The 13,638-nt window shown below is 43.0% G+C and carries 13 protein-coding genes and 6 tRNA genes; all 19 read right to left on the bottom strand.

The genetic code is table 11. From position 1 onward, the window contains the following. Positions 1–133 precede the first annotated feature (133 nt). A complete protein-coding gene (locus B5G34_RS00675) occupies positions 134–1,120 on the bottom strand; it encodes a tyrosine-type recombinase/integrase (RefSeq protein ID WP_087333531.1) in 987 nt (328 codons plus the stop codon). A gap of 95 nt (positions 1,121–1,215) precedes the next feature. Then, a tRNA-Thr gene (locus B5G34_RS00670) sits at positions 1,216–1,291 on the bottom strand. A 3-nt stretch (positions 1,292–1,294) separates the two neighbouring features. Next, a tRNA-Met gene (locus tag B5G34_RS00665) sits at positions 1,295–1,370 on the bottom strand. 4 nt (positions 1,371–1,374) lie between these two features. Next, positions 1,375–1,448, bottom strand: a tRNA-OTHER gene (locus B5G34_RS00660). A gap of 5 nt (positions 1,449–1,453) precedes the next feature. After that, positions 1,454–1,527 (bottom strand) — tRNA-Trp (locus B5G34_RS00655). 3 nt (positions 1,528–1,530) lie between these two features. Then, positions 1,531–1,618: transfer RNA gene (locus B5G34_RS00650), tRNA-Tyr, on the bottom strand. A gap of 3 nt (positions 1,619–1,621) precedes the next feature. Further along, positions 1,622–1,700, bottom strand: a tRNA-Asn gene (locus tag B5G34_RS00645). A gap of 17 nt (positions 1,701–1,717) precedes the next feature. Continuing rightward, on the bottom strand, positions 1,718–2,788 hold the full coding sequence (locus tag B5G34_RS00640; protein ID WP_087333530.1) for a metallophosphoesterase: 1,071 nt from the start codon (positions 2,786–2,788) through the stop codon (positions 1,718–1,720). A gap of 280 nt (positions 2,789–3,068) precedes the next feature. Beyond that, a complete protein-coding gene (gene tnpB / locus B5G34_RS00635; RefSeq protein ID WP_087333529.1) occupies positions 3,069–4,184 on the bottom strand; it encodes an IS200/IS605 family element RNA-guided endonuclease TnpB in 1,116 nt (371 codons plus the stop codon). 32 nt (positions 4,185–4,216) lie between these two features. Beyond that, positions 4,217–4,987 carry a PhoH family protein gene (locus B5G34_RS00630; protein WP_162609386.1) on the bottom strand — a complete coding sequence of 257 codons (771 nt, stop codon included), beginning with the start codon at positions 4,985–4,987 and terminating at the stop codon, positions 4,217–4,219. 16 nt (positions 4,988–5,003) lie between these two features. Beyond that, the gene (locus B5G34_RS00625) at positions 5,004–5,627 is read right to left on the bottom strand and encodes an ATP-dependent Clp protease proteolytic subunit (RefSeq protein ID WP_087333527.1); all 624 of its coding nucleotides are present in this window, start codon (positions 5,625–5,627) and stop codon (positions 5,004–5,006) included. A gap of 347 nt (positions 5,628–5,974) precedes the next feature. Further along, positions 5,975–6,952 (bottom strand): hypothetical protein, encoded by a 978-nt coding sequence (locus tag B5G34_RS00620; protein ID WP_087333526.1) that lies wholly within the window; start codon positions 6,950–6,952, stop codon positions 5,975–5,977. Positions 6,953–7,293: 341 nt separating this feature from the next. Further along, on the bottom strand, positions 7,294–8,280 hold the full coding sequence (locus tag B5G34_RS00615) for a hypothetical protein (RefSeq protein ID WP_162609385.1): 987 nt from the start codon (positions 8,278–8,280) through the stop codon (positions 7,294–7,296). A gap of 256 nt (positions 8,281–8,536) precedes the next feature. Further along, positions 8,537–9,481, bottom strand: a complete 945-nt coding sequence (locus B5G34_RS18245; protein WP_162609384.1) for a hypothetical protein — start codon at positions 9,479–9,481, stop codon at positions 8,537–8,539. A gap of 152 nt (positions 9,482–9,633) precedes the next feature. After that, positions 9,634–10,302 carry a hypothetical protein gene (locus B5G34_RS00605; RefSeq protein WP_087333523.1) on the bottom strand — a complete coding sequence of 223 codons (669 nt, stop codon included), beginning with the start codon at positions 10,300–10,302 and terminating at the stop codon, positions 9,634–9,636. Further along, a complete protein-coding gene (locus tag B5G34_RS00600; protein WP_087333522.1) occupies positions 10,293–10,496 on the bottom strand; it encodes a hypothetical protein in 204 nt (67 codons plus the stop codon). Before B5G34_RS00600 ends, B5G34_RS00605 begins: the two co-directional genes overlap by 10 nt. A 47-nt stretch (positions 10,497–10,543) precedes the next feature. Continuing rightward, a complete protein-coding gene (locus tag B5G34_RS00595) occupies positions 10,544–10,789 on the bottom strand; it encodes a hypothetical protein (protein WP_087333521.1) in 246 nt (81 codons plus the stop codon). Between the two features lie 49 nt (positions 10,790–10,838). Further along, complete coding sequence (locus B5G34_RS00590) at positions 10,839–11,198, bottom strand: hypothetical protein (protein WP_087333520.1); 360 nt, start codon at positions 11,196–11,198, stop codon at positions 10,839–10,841. 11 nt (positions 11,199–11,209) lie between these two features. Beyond that, positions 11,210–12,232 carry a hypothetical protein gene (locus B5G34_RS00585; RefSeq protein ID WP_140397148.1) on the bottom strand — a complete coding sequence of 341 codons (1,023 nt, stop codon included), beginning with the start codon at positions 12,230–12,232 and terminating at the stop codon, positions 11,210–11,212. Between the last annotated feature and the right edge of the window lie 1,406 nt (positions 12,233–13,638).

Genomic DNA, 13,638 nt, shown 5'->3' with positions numbered 1-13,638 from the left:
TCTGAATGCTTCCACAGATATGAATACCTGCTTTTGTAGTATGATGATGCAGGTTTTGCGGTATCACAGCATATACATTTGTATTTTTTGTTTGCAACTGTAGATTTTGTTCTAGTAGCCGTAAGAAGCCCCCCTAAACACCGTATTTATCGCGGCTCTCTTGGAGTCTCTTCTTATCTTCACGCAAGTAATGTTTTTTCGTAACATCCAATCCTTGATGGTGAAGTAACGCACTAATTTCTTCTATTGGAGCTCCAGATAATTTCATGATCTGGCTTGCACTATGTCTAAAGTCATGAGGATGTAAGGTCGGAACACCAATCAGCAGCCCAATCTTTTTGCACCAATCATTTAATGTACTATTTGCAATAGATGCTTCTCCTCCGCGATTCGGAATATAAAATACCCAGCCACTATCTTGAATATTATTAGACTGCCTAAAATCCAACAGCTCATGCAAATATCCAAGAACCTCTGCAGAAAAATACAAAGTAACAATGTATCCTTCTTTTTCCAAGACATTGTTAATTAAACGATCTTCCCATTCAATCTGATCCCATTTGATATTGCTGATCGCATTTACTCTCGCCATGGTAGATAATGATAAAAATGCATACAACCTCATCATCAAGGCAATGTGCTTTGAATGTGTAGTTTTCGCACTCTCAACTTGGCCGTTGAGTTTACTCCTCATATCTTCAACTTGCTCTATTGTTAAGAATGTCTGTTCAACCACGTCCGTGTCTTTCTTTGGGCGATCTATAAATTCCATTGGGTTTTCTGAGACGATCCGCTTTTTCCTAAGATATTTATAAAAAGCGGCAATAGAAGACATCCTACGTTTAATTCTCCTGGAATTATTGCCTTGCTTTTTACACCAATATAAAAACTCTGTGATATCATCTTCATTGATGTCTAAGATAGATTTATTGTTTTGATTATCGTAAATATAAATCCACCAACTCTGCAAGTCGTTCAAATACCCATAAATGGTCTTTTCGCTTAACTCACGAAGCTCCATATCAATTTGGTATTTTCTCCAATACATCTTTGTTTCTTCGTTGATAAGCTCTAGTTTGTCTGGATCATATAATCGAATGGGAGCACTTTTTTGAGCCACTAAAAATACCCCCTAACTGTATGTAAAATAAATGGCCCTGCCGCAGCAGAGCCACCGAATTCGCGCCTTATAACTTACGAATCCTTATCGTTTTATGGAGCTGGTGACAGGGATCGAACCTGCGACCTGTTGGTTACAAATCAACTGCTCTGCCAGCTGAGCTACACCAGCATGTGGTTGCGGATACTGGAGTCGAACCAGTTCCTCGAAGCTTATGGGGCTTGTGACTTAACCGTTTGTCCTATCCGCAATATTGGTGGACCAGGCAGGTATCGAACCTGCATCCTCCGGTTTTCAGACCGGCGCTCCGACCGTAAGCTACTGATCCAAGAGTGGCAGGGGTAGAAAGAATCGAACTCTCATACCCGGTTTTGGAGACCGTCACTCTACCATTGAGCTATACCCCTAAATGGTGGGCCGGGTAGGAGTCGAACCTACGGTGTATCTTACGTGCTTGATTTACAGTCAAGTGTCATCGCCAACTAGACATACCGACCCATATGGAGGACCCTGTGGGACTCGAACCCACGACCTTACGATTAACAGTCGTATGCTCTAAAACCAACTAAGCTAAAGGTCCATCAAGAGGGAAACCTCTCAGCTAAACTTTATATCATATAAACATTCAATACCGGTATCATTAACAACTAATACCATTTGTTCAGGCTTGTTTTGTAGCCGATGATCCATACAAAAATTATCTGGACCAGACAGGCATCCACTTTCAATTACCTTAGAATCATACACAGTGCGGAATCCATTTGTGTGTCGATGACCAGCCATTACGATATCAGGTTTGGCACCAAAGAACATTGTAAGTTTTTGCACTACGCTTTCCATCGTGTCTTTATCACCATGAACACCATAGACAAGATTTCCTCTCACAGAAAATCTAGCAACGCTCTCTTCATCATTATGGTCGTAAATATGTACGTTCTCATATTCGGATAATTTTGCCTGCATATAAAACGGAACGAGAGTGTCAAGGTTTTCACCTTTTGCATTCTCTTTTTTATTCTGAAATAAACGAGAATGATTTCCAGCAACAGAATACACATACACATCCGCAAACATTGGGCTGAGTTCTTTTACAAACTCACTAACCGCAATAGAAACAAATTTCAGCTGCTCAAGCGTATTCATATTCGATTCGATTCGTAACGGGGTATGAATAGCTCCGCTGATCAAATCTCCGCCCAACAAGACATAACAGTTGTTTGCCCGATGTCTTGCTGCAATTTCTTCAATGCGGCCCAGATACTCCTGCAACCTATGAATCATTATCTCTTCATTATAACGATTGCAAAAATTATCAATGACCAACCCAGCATGCAAATCCGTTAAGTGAACAATAAGATCACAATCTCCATCGCTACATACTGAGTTTGCTTGGTAGCCATGGAATGGCTCTACGGATTCAGAAATGATCTGTTTCCAGAGATCCATCATGGTGTCAGCCCTGGCTAAATCTCGCTTCAAGCGGTTTAACTCATTACGTTCGTCACGTAAGCGGATTCTTTCTTTCTCAGCTTCAAGGCGCTTAGATTCAAAATAACTTCCGCTATCATCGGGAGGGCCTACCCATCCTTCTTGGATGTACATGGAGAGCAGGGGCCACGACTTCCGAACAAAGTCGCGGCTATAATTCTCCCCCGTCTGTTCGTTCATAAATGCTACCACATCAGCCCACTCAGTTTCATCGTCTGGGTCGCTGCGGCGCAAAAGCAAATCATATAGTGCCTGTAAATATTTAGTTTTATCTATTTGTGTTCACCTGCCCATTCTTAAACTTGACACTCCCCCCTGTCTAAAGTCAGGGGATTCTTGGCTCGACGATCACCGCCCAAGTATTTTGCAGTTGCCCACAAAGCACCGGGGTCTTACACGATCTCCCCAAGCGTTTTGGTAGGTTCCGGTGTGTCCCACCGTACCGTTGGAAAATTATTATTTAAGCACTGGCCAGCAGCCTCAGTCCTTCATGCAGGATGTTCTGGGCGGCGTTGACATCCCGGTCATGCCGGTGGCCGCACTTTGGGCATGTCCACTCCCGGAGCGCCAAGTCCTTGGTCTCTGCATTCTGATAGCCGCAGTGGTTGCACAGCTGGCTGCTGGGGTAGAAAGTGCCCACCTCAACCAGCTGCTTATGCTGCCAGGCAGTCTTGTATTTCAGCTGCCTGACCAACTCTCCCCAAGAGGCGTCGGCAATCGCCTTGGCCAGTTTATGGTTGGCCATCATGCCTTTTACATTGAGGCTTTCCACGCAGATAATGCCATAGGCCCTGACCAACTGAGTGGTCAGCTTATGCAGGTAGTCCTGCCGGCAGTTGGCGATGTACTCATGCTGCTTGGCCAAGCGGAGGCGGGCCTTCTCCCGGTTGCGGCTGCCCTTTGGCTTTCGGGACAGCCGCCGCTGGAGCTTGATGAGCCGCTGCTCTGCCTGCTGCAGGTGCTTGAGGTTGCTGAATTTCTGGCCGTCGCTGGTGATCACCAGGTTTTTGAGGCCCACATCAATGCCGGCGACGGCACCGGTGCTGGAATACTGTGGGATATCTACTTCCGTGCAGCATAGACTCACGAAAAACTTACCGCTCCGGCTCATGCTGACGGTAGCGTGGAGAATCCGTCCATGTACAGGGGTTGAGACCTTGGCCTTTACCCAGCCCAGCTTGGGAAGCCGGATCGCCCTATCAGATGCCTGGATGTTTTGTCCAACCACCTTGCTGGTGTAGCTGGCGCGGCTACGATGCTTGGACTTGAACTTTGGAAAACCAACCTTGCGCTTGCCTTTGCGACCGGCAAAGAAATTCTTGTAGGCCTGATCCATCTGTAGCACTGAGGTCTGCAGGGCGGTGGAGTCTACCTCTTTAAGCCAGGAGTAGGACCCCTTCATCCCATGCAGCAGTTTCACACAGTCGTAACCGCTGAGTTGGTTTCCTGCGGCGTAGGCACCTCTGCGGGCAGCCAGGGTTTGGTTGTAGACGAAGCGGGCGCAACCGATGGTTTTGCGTATCAGCTCCTCCTGCGCCTTGTTAGGGTACAGGCGAAATTTGTAGGCTTTCTCCACAAACGATACATCCTTTTCTGGTTTTCTTACATCTATATGGTATGCGGTTGCAACGAAACAAATTTTAATTGGCCAGGGGGATATAAGGCGCCTTCGATAAGAGCGTCAGCATGGCTCGAAATCCAGCCTCTGTGGTTAATAGTCAAATTACAGACTTGGCAATGCTCCTTGTTTCGAAAATGGTTCAGATATGGCACAAACCCACTCAAAGACTCATCCGGAAGATCACATTGTCCGTCATGGCCAAGGCAGATCACCTTGCAATTATCTGCGCATCGAGTAAGAATCTTCTTTGCATCACGGAACGTAAAATTCTGCATCTCGTCGATGATCACAACCCGATGATCAAAGTTTGATCCACGAGTGTAAGTATGGGTGATGAGTTTAACAAAACCAGTTCCGTTCTTTGCATTCACCAAAGATTCATCATCAATGTCAGTAAACGGATTCATATCACACCGTTGCATCGCTTGGTAGAAAGGCTCAAAATATACCTCGCTTTTCTGGCTGATATCGCCTGGCAAATATCCTTGACGAGATTCCTCGCATGGGCTTGCCACGCACAAAATCCCATCATACAGACGATACTTTACGAGTAGATGAGCTACACCCATCGCGATAGTGGTTTTGCCAGTACCAGCTGCGGCATTGACAAAAATAATATCGTTGTCTGGATTCCAGATCGCATCTACCAGCACTTTCTGCTCTGGGTCAAGATCCAATCCATAGAAGGGATGACCGTGCAACGTCTCAGGAGCGGGGCCATAATCCTCAAAGTTTGTACTCTTCTTCTTAGTTGCCACTAGCGGCACTCCTATCTCAAAGGATTTCGTTTACGGATGAAACGATAACATCCACAAGACCACCATCAAGCATTTGGTCAGCGGTAAAATACCAATCTTTATCCTTCTGCTTCTTATAGGTCTTTAGATCAATCTTAGTCTTACTCAAAAATAGATCTTGGAGCTGGGCATCCATCGTATCAAAGTGCTTTGTCGCACTCTGCAGTTGCTCCATTGTGCCAGACAATCCACCAGAACCAGAATGCCACAGTGCGTGTGAATGAGGCATAGCAAAACGCTTATGACCAGCAATCAGCAACACGCACGCTGCGCTCGCTGCTAATCCCATGTTGACGGTATACACCGGAGTCTGACTACTCAAGATCGCATCCAGAACAACCAGCATAGCATACGCATCTCCGCCACCAGACGCGATATAAAGCTTAATCGGCATCCGATTTTCGATAGGAATAGATGCGTCATCATCCTCTGCGTTCCACCGAACAATCTTCTTTGCAATTTCAATGGTGTCTTCGCTCACAGCAGAATCGATCCACAGAATGCGATTATCCACTGACTCGTAATAATTCAGCAGATACGGATCAGGCAACTGCTTATTTGCGCCGCTACCAGCAGGAATTTGAATTTCAAAAGTATCCAATAGACCATATCTCCTAATCAATTATTTTTTGGAACACGACTATCGTTGTACTTCTTTAAGGCACTCAGAACAGCACGCGATTCAACAGCAAAATGCTTACCGTGGCATGTCTTAGCCAACACTTCATGGGCAAGCCCATTCTGACGAAGATAATCAACTTCGTCTTTTCTGACATAAATCAGAACAACACATCCCTCATTATCAATTTGGAGAAGCAAAAACTAGGAACTTCAAGAAAGCATCTTGTGTACTTTGCTCCTTTTTCTCCCTTATATAGGAGATCGCTCAAACCCGGAAACTATTGCGCCACAACGGTTTCCGGGTTTTGTATTTTTTCATTTATCCCTTTATTTTCCATACACCTGCTGTGCCACAACGGTTTCAGGAATTTTCTTAAATGCTGATTTTTTTGCGGTTTTTCTGCGTTGTGCCATTCGATTAGATATCTTCCGGCTTTGTGCAGCACACGACTTACACATTACCTGTCTATTGGATTCTCGATAAAAACGAGCTCCGCACTTTACGCACATTCCAGTTTTTCTGCCAATGTTCCGCTTAATATTCTCAGCAACAATATCGCCAAAGCACATCCAAAAGATATTCTTTCGTTTGCTCTTTCTCCGGATAAACAGTTCTTTGATTAAAACATCCGTCACAAAATAAATGTCATTGCAAATTTCCAAAAGCGAGTCGATAATTTTTTGATATCCATATAAGCTTCTCGGAACCCCGCGCTCATCACGCCCAGCCTTCATCGCATCAGACTTAGACATCGTCCCATAAGTCTCTATAATCTTCTGGGTAATATCGTTCGTCGGGACGATACTTTCACGCATTAACATCTTAGGATCAAACTTTCCAAGAGATTGCGTTTTAAAATCCATCTTTATTTTTGGAATAATATATTCAAGTCGATTTACGGGGCTGCTGTTAATTGGCTCTACCTGTGCTTCAGTCTTATCTTTTGCATACACAAAAAAGTGAGGAACTTTCTTCTTCGTGTACCGATGAATCATAGAGTGTATTTGGTCAGGGCGCACAGGCTTATAAAGAGTTTTTGCAAAATCAATAGTGTAATTATTCTCCATACAAAGAAGTTTCACTACGTCAAGTCTATTTTCGCAACTTTCTTCGTTCCAGATAATCGAAATATCGTTTGATATCTGACCAATATTTCCTCCGACATAGGCCAGAATCATACTGTCATATATATTTTCTTTGGTGATTGGCTGTGCGCCAGCTTTCTTCATCTCGTAATACAAAGGGACAATCTTTTCTGTATTACGCTTCGCTGCCTGCACAATATCAGGATCTTGAACCACCAAGGACTTGTCTCCGTCGCACATAGAGATACTGACTATATCATAGCCATGCGGTTTCCCGTTTAGGCCCAACGTGCTTCGGCGCGAGGAATTTCACCACACGCCTACTGTACTCAGTCTTGCTATTGCCCCGCACGGACAACAGCTCCCCTTTCCATAGTCGATGCAACTTCCTTACCATAGGTTGCTGGCAAGGCTCGTCACAGGATAGCTCTCACGTCCCCTGTTAGCCGCCCTGCTATCCGCCATTTCCTGCGGAGCCTACCGTCAGAGCGACACCTCGGATGTCCGAGTTCTCGTTGTTTTATATCCCATGGTTTCCCTATGGGTTCGACCGCGACGAACTAATCGAATTGCAAAATCTTACTTATAACATCATGGACACTTGTTACAATAGCATTGGTTTTAAACCACCGGCCGAGTTCATGATCAGCCCCAACCATATTGGTTCTAACTGCGTGTTCCACATACAGGTGAGGACTTCGCAGACAATCCAGCTCTACCCCTCCAGCAAACAGTGGGCAATACACTTCTCCATTTCCTAGTAATCCACTTGGGTTTTTGTCTCCATAAAACAACCATTGGCAAAATGCGTACATATCTGGAACAATAAACGTGTAACATCCATCCACATCCAGCTTACCTGCTTTTGCTTCTTTCTCGATGCTCTTTTTAATCTCACGAAGCGTCTCTTTACTGTATTCATCCTGGAGGAGCTCCGGATATAACAACAACGATTCTTGGAATCCATTCCGGCGCTCATTCTCTTTAGTGGCACCAAATACCTTCAACATTGTGTTTCGATCAGATGCAAGGTTCTCTAGCTTAGTACGAGTTCCTTTGCTGATGTTCAGTAGCTCTTCATCGGTAAGGTCAGTTAGAGTTTGCAGCATCTGATAGTTGATTTTCGCTTTTTCAAACTGCGTTGGTTCCAAATTACATACGCATGCTTGGCACCCGTAACGCTCGAAATAGTCGCAATATTGTTCCCACGACTCATAATATTTCCAAAGTTTAAACTGACTCTTCGTCAAGATTACCTGAATGTCTTCCGCTAAGATATCGTGTTCTACTCCGTAAATATCTTTAACGATCCCATGATTAACAAGCGGATCTTTCCTGTTTGCCTCCCGGATAAATTTGTCAAAAGGAAATGCGTTTAGCAATCCTTTGATCCAAGCCGCCCGGAACATAAAGTTTTTCCTGCTAACATCAAGGCGAACCATCCCAGATCCATCTGTATGTGTAATCGGAACAGGGGTAGTCTTCCGTTCTACGGAATATGTCTTATCATCAATAAAGTCAACCAAGTTCATGACTTCAGTTTCCATATCATCAACCACAATTGTTTTTCTGATATTAAACTCGTTCCATACATCTGTGGCAGAATTATTTAAGGCGAGGTATGCTAAATATTTCCTAAATACCCTCGGTTTCCCGATATTTATTAGGGGAGTAGACTATATCATCACCCTCCAAATGAAGGGGCGTGGCGCTTCGCCGCCGGAGTTTCACCGGACGACTACAATTAGTCGTTGCACCTTCCCTTACGGGCTTGGCACAGAGATTGGCATATAAATTCACTATTTATTTTCGTTTATTAATTTCCTCAAGCATAACATTTAGGGAACTGTTCAAGTCGTCATCATATCTTATCTCGTATAACATGATTTGTTTTGCTTCACAATAGTCTCGCTTCATTGCATCACTATATTGGCGTTGATACAATCCAAACAGTCCGCAATCAATATAGTGTTGAGCGCCCTGATACTCGACCAACATAACAATATCGTCATTATCGCCCAGTATAGCAAAATCAAATCTCAATAAATTCCCATGTCTATTTCTTAAATCATCAAACGAATATTCTCGAAGAAATTTAACGCAATGCTCCGTCAAAAACTCTGAAATATAACGTTCCCCTCTGGAAGATCGATTCTGACATCCACAACTTGTTGTAACACCACTTCTCAAATTTCCGCCTTGCACAACCACGTCATTACCACAGTCACATCGACACAGCCATCTCGGCAGTGTTGTTATTTTAGAACCAGTTCTATAAACATAATCCTCCGCTCTTTCAACAACCACCAGTTTCCCAAACCGACGGCCAGTCAAATCAATAAGCCCAGACCCTTTAGGCCTTTTTGTCATGCAGCCACATGATTTTGTATGTCCACTTTTTAACTCTGAAAAATTTACTGTTGTTTCTTTCCCGCAATCACATAAACAAACCCATCTGACTTTGCTTTGGCCGCTCGGAGTAATATGATTTTTATCTCTATTTATGATTGTGAGATTTCCAAACCTTTTGCCGATCATATGTGATAAATCTTTTTGGCGTGAAGCAATTTCACGGCTGAGGCATCCACATGATTTAGTAAGACCATATCTTAATGCGTGCGAGGATACAGATTTCATAGTGCCGCAATCACAAACACATTTCCATAATGTCCTATTGCTGCTTTCTGTGCTTTTATCTCTTTCTAATACTGTCAATCTCCCAAATCTTTGCCCAGTTAAATCAATCAATGCTCCTATTGTCTCACCTCCAATCCTATTGTTTTTTAAAAATATAGTGAATTTACTTAGCTTCTCCTGTTAGCAAGGCTTTCGCCTCACACCCCAGATTTCTGGGTTCACCACGTTTTCGATACACGTTACCGTGTAAAGGAACCATTTTGTTAATTCGGATTTATCCCGCCTTGGTTATTGATATCTTCAACCGTAAGCCCGCACATCAGGCGGCCCATGATTCTATGATAAGTGTCTTCTTTGATGAACAGTGAACGTTTCGTTCTTATTTGCCCCGCCGAAGCCGTCAGGCACACATAACGATTTTCGTTTAAATGAAACCCGTTTAGAACGATGTCTTTCAGTACCTTGAAGTAGCACGTTTTGACTACGACCAATTCATCTGTCAGGGTGTTGGTCTCTATCCCGACCATCCTGGTCAATTCGGATTCAAAGATCGAGATAACATTTCGGTCCCTTAAAAACTCATGGCGAAATGTTCGAATCCCCTGATACATTTCAAGCTTATCCAACAGCGCTTTCTTTGTTTGATTGATTGGGTCAATCAGATCTTTTGAGCGCTGCTTCAAATCATCCACTATTTCTGTCGTAAGCGGATCGCCATCATATTTTGCATCCTTTAAAAGCCGCGCCATTTTCTTTTCCGTTATTTTTTTGCTAATAAATGCAGTCCATATATCAACAACCTTTTTGATCTGTTTTCTCTCGTATCTCATTGCATCTATCTTTCGATTGAGCGCCATCTCTTCATCAGTGTAAAATGCCTTTGTATCGACAGAATATAAGTGGACTTGCTTATCAAGTGCTATTAAGTCCACCTCCAGAAATCTACTTCAGCCCACACATAATCATCGTCCGCAATTTCAATATTGCCATCGCCATATTCTTCTTCCGCCAACAGGAAATCTTGTATTGATAATCGTTTCATCTCTTGGAGATACTCTTCTTCTCGTTCTTCATCTGTTTGATTCCACGGAGGAGAGAACGGTGGTCGCCCGTCCGCACGCATCATATACCACCCCCTTTCCGTTAAAATTACTCAAAAAATGTTGATTTTCACTATTTTTTGCTGTTTTTTCGTCGTTTTTCTCTCATTTTGTAGCATTTTTCCTCAAAAATCACATATAATTGGACAAAAAATGCCATAATTGTAGCGATTAGAATGATCAGAAGGAAAAAAGGCCAGCAAATAACCGTTAAAATTACTTCTGGAATGCTGTAACACAAACAGCATTCATACTCAGCTTTCGCAACCAACAGCCCAATTACCACATACACAATTGCAATCACAATCGCCAGAACCATCAGCTCACCTCCTTGTTTGTAATTATCGTATCGTTTTTTATATAGGTATTTAAGCGGAATCCCCATCTTCCATCAATTCCTTTGCGGTTCGATAATAGACGGAATACTTTTTTACCACTCCCCTACGTGCCCTGGAGCACAGCTGGTAAAAGGCGTCACACGACATACCGAGCGCCGATGCACATTCCTTCGTGGTGCCAAAAGCAAGCAAAGTATCATCGGCTGCCAGATATACCGTCCACTCTCCTGGGAGATTTTTTTCTTTCCCGAAATAGTTTGCCGGACGATCCGTCCTGCGCCTCCAAGACCGAATTGTATTCGAAGAAACTCCACATGCATTTCCAATCTCTACATCATTGAGGCCGTCTTCATATAGCTTATCAGCCATGCTAATCTGATCCTGAGTCATACTATCTCTCCTTAATGCATTTTAGGTACAAAAATATGATCGCCCTTTAAAATGTCAGCCGCGTAGTAAAAATGTGGATTGATGCATAATACTTTCTTTGCACCATACGTTGTCTGATAAACAACCGGCTCTTTCTTCCCGTTCCGAGTAAAACTAATCTCACATAACTTATCAACCAGCTCGTAAGAGTGTGTTTTACTAACTCCAAACAGAGTGGCAATATCCGTCTTTCTTAAATACTCCTCATGATTCTTAATTCCAATCTGGTCTCCGGGGCAAAGAACATTGGTGTATAAGTTCACAAAGGGAATCAACTGTATAATGCGTCCAATATAGACATGCCTCTTCGGCGGCGTACTCTCTACGGCGGACTTATACTGATTGGCAAACAGTTTGCCGCATCTCCCATTCGAAACATCTCCGATCTTCCCTCTCCACATCACATGCTGCTTAAAAGACTCCGGATCTGGATGCCCATCAAACAAGCCAGTTTCCTGCAGGGCGTCCATTACTTTTGATGGCCTGCCCTTAACTCCAATCTTCCTGTAGTCGAACACATCCCATTTGCTATTATGGACTCCAACATAAAATGCCCGCGCAAGAAGTGCTGGATTACAATCTTTCATGAACAAAGAGTATTTCTGAAACCGTACCCAAAAGAATGGGCCAAACTCAAGCGCCATATACTCTCTCTTTTTGATGCCACTCTGAATGCTCTTAGAAGGGGCGATGACATCTCCTATCTCATCATCTGACTGTGGTGCAGGCCTATACCCAGAACGGCCGCGCTGCGAGAAATCAATTTTCTGCCGGATCTCGTATGGTATCTGATCGACGGTCTCGGTTTTTTGATAGACGATGCTCCCATCAACCACATCTCTCCAAACTTCAGTCTTTTCAAACTGCTCTGCGTTCCCCATACCAATCCCCCAGTTTAAAAATTTTTTGAGAATTTTTAAAAAAACACTTGACAAACAAAAATCCGAATCGTTCGAGGACTGTAAAATTCCCATGAACGTGACGTTTTTTCCCATAAACGTAACATTTACACCCCTCAATCCCTTGTGCCGCAATGGGTTTACTTATATTATATATATACCTTATTATGTGAATTCGTTTTCTGGTCCCGAAACAACGGATAACAAGGACCTTTTTCACCCCCGGAAATCACCGATTTTATAAAAACGGCGTCTCCTGAAGTCGCCGCCGGATCGCTTCGCTTTGCCCGTACAGGGAAAATGTTTGTTATGGACGAACGGTGATCCAGAAGAGTTTTCCGGAAATCAATTGAGTCCGGAATTTTGACTCGCTTCGCTCGAAATGCGGCTTCGCCGCAAATTATTATTTTTTTGCTCGTACACACTCAATAGATATGTTAGTCATCCAATATTTGTATACTACAATTATAGCACCGCCCCCATTGTGTGTCAATATTTATATCACTTTTTATATCGCTATGTGTTTAATTTGACCAAGCCGCAGATCAGCAGCCCGGTGCGATCGGACGTACTGCCCCGGTCGCCGGTAGAAATAAAAATATATTTTTTATTTTTTTATTTTTTCGATATTGATCAACCACCGAAACCTCGGCGGTTCCTGTAGCGCTTACAGAACTACTGTTTTCGATAATCACATAAAAAAGAAATTGCCCGTAGCCATCAGGTTTACGGACATTTTTTTGTGTATCGATTGTGGCAGAAGGAATTCAGGGTTTCAATTTTTTGCAATTTAAAATGTTTTTAAAATGTTAAACGCTGAAAGTGTTGTGCCAGAAGAGATGTAGCGTTTTTACCGTGAAAAATGTTCGATATTTGATAGGGAAAAGTTCAAAATTTGACAGTGAGTGAAAAAGATGTACTACCCCGTTTTCCTCGGAAAAAAGTGATCAAAAGTATGTAAAATACCCCCTTCCCCACTGTTTTATTCAATTTTCATGTTTGGCACTAGTCGAAAATTGAAGCGCTGATTCATAACTTTACTAGCAGTTTAGTGATTGTACTGTTGTTCGTTAATTTATTGTTTTTCGATAATTGCCCCGCCCGGTTACAACTGTAACCTACTACAACTGTAGTACCAAATTATCCATCATATTACAATCTCAATACATTGTATCACGCTTTACATTCTAAACATTTGCTTACACTTCCCTTTTGTGTTTACGTTTCCACTTTTACCCTTTTGTTTCCATCTATTCCCTATAATGCATATTATTCATTTGTTTTGCATTATTATTCTAATTACCCTGATTATTCCAATTATGTTTTGTTGTTCCATTTTTCCCGGCCTCTATTCCCTACCGTTTCACTATGCTATGGCATCCTGGGTAATTCCTAGTTTTCTAGTATGGTATGCTGCCCGTATCCCCTGCGCCCTGTCTGGTGTCTGGTGTCCCCTTGTCTGGTATCCCACTTTTTCGCGCCTATATGGAATATATACCTTA

The sequence above is a fragment of the Flavonifractor sp. An82 genome (genome assembly GCF_002159265.1).
In the GTDB taxonomy this organism is placed as follows: Bacteria; Bacillota; Clostridia; order Oscillospirales; family Oscillospiraceae; genus Flavonifractor.
The sequence above is the reverse complement of the archived record's forward strand: the minus strand, read 5'-3'. Positions and strand labels throughout refer to the sequence as shown.

Bases quoted from the DNA above. Each gene is read 5' to 3' on its own strand.
- B5G34_RS00640 (WP_087333530.1), bottom strand. From the start codon at position 2,788: ATGAACGAACAGACGGGGGAGAATTATAGCCGCGACTTTGTTCGGAAG.
- B5G34_RS00615 (WP_162609385.1), bottom strand. From the start codon at position 8,280: ATGGAAACTGAAGTCATGAACTTGGTTGACTTTATTGATGATAAGACA.
- B5G34_RS00600 (WP_087333522.1), bottom strand. From the start codon at position 10,496: ATGATGCGTGCGGACGGGCGACCACCGTTCTCTCCTCCGTGGAATCAA.
- B5G34_RS00595 (WP_087333521.1), bottom strand. From the start codon at position 10,789: ATGGTTCTGGCGATTGTGATTGCAATTGTGTATGTGGTAATTGGGCTG.
- B5G34_RS00590 (WP_087333520.1), bottom strand. From the start codon at position 11,198: ATGACTCAGGATCAGATTAGCATGGCTGATAAGCTATATGAAGACGGC.
- B5G34_RS00585 (WP_140397148.1), bottom strand. From the start codon at position 12,232: ATGGGAAAAAACGTCACGTTCATGGGAATTTTACAGTCCTCGAACGAT.